This is a genomic window from Bacillus sp. GMs2/2, assembly GCF_050172095.1.
Lineage (GTDB): Bacteria > Bacillota > Bacilli > Bacillales > Bacillaceae_G > Bacillus_A > Bacillus_A cereus.
Genome location: NZ_JBNLYE010000730.1, coordinates 1 through 1,115, shown reverse-complemented (window position 1 = coordinate 1,115; position 1,115 = coordinate 1). Strand labels below are relative to the sequence as shown.

Here is a 1,115-nt window from a genome sequence, read left to right as displayed (position 1 = left end):
AGGGAATTATGCAAAACGTTGTATTAAAGGGGAAGAAAGTTACAATTCGTACAATAGAAGAATCGGATATAAAAACATTATGGAATATCATATTTAAAGAAGAAAGCCCAGAATGGAAGAAATGGGATGCGCCATATTTCCCGTTCTCAATGCAAGAATACTCTTCCTATAAAGAGAAGATGCAAACTCGTTTGAAAGAAGAACCACTGTCAAATTTAATTATAGAAAATAACGGTCAAATCATTGGGACAGTCGGGTTTTATTGGGAATACAAACCGACGCGTTGGTTAGAGATGGGGCTTGTGATTTATGACCCAACATACTGGAATGGTGGATACGGTACAGAAACATTGACATTATATAGAGATTTGCTATTTGAAAAAATGGAGATTGGTAGAGTAGGAATCACGACTTGGTCTGGTAATGAACGAATGATGAAAGTAGCGGAGAAAATAGGAATGAGCTTAGAAGGTAGAATGCGAAAGTGTCGTTATTATAACGGAACATACTATGATTCTATTCGAATGGGCATGATTCGTGAAGAATGGGAAGCGCTATGTGTAACGAAGGGGTGAGAAAGATTGTACGCTATTATTGCTACATTTGATCGTGTGTTTACTAATAAAATTACAGAACTGCAAAATGAATTAACAAATGTAATTGGAACAAATCAACTAGCTGGAGTAGAACCTCATATTACGTTAGCTGATTATAATGAGTTAGATGTTCATTTGTATACTGAGAAACTAGGGGAGTTTGTAGCTATTCAAGAAAATATGGATGCAGTAACTTTTCCTTCTGTTGGAATTTTTCCTACTAATGGAACGGTCTTTCTAGCGCCGACTGTTACCAATGAATTGTTAAAACTTCATCATTCTTATCATGATTATTTTAAAACTTTTCATGACAACCCAAATTCATATTACGTACCGGGAAAATGGGTTCCGCATTGTACAATTGCAAATAGATTACATACAAAGCAGTTTTTAAGTGTAATGGAATATATTTATGGAAAGTTTGATTTTGTAACAGCTTCAATTGAGAAATTAAAATTAATTAAGGTGAATTATGAAAATGGTTCTGCCATTTCTTCTAGTATATTAGCAGAATATAAT

2 protein-coding genes are annotated in these 1,115 nt (G+C 34.1%); both read left to right on the top strand.

The features are described 5' to 3' along the window. The first annotated feature begins 8 nt into the window (after nt 1-8). Complete coding sequence (locus ACQGS6_RS29080) at nt 9-575, top strand: GNAT family N-acetyltransferase (protein ID WP_199697298.1); 567 nt, start codon at nt 9-11, stop codon at nt 573-575. 6 nt (nt 576-581) lie between these two features. Beyond that, on the top strand, nt 582-1,115 hold a 534-nt coding region (locus tag ACQGS6_RS29075; protein WP_426966079.1), incomplete at its 3' end, for a 2'-5' RNA ligase family protein.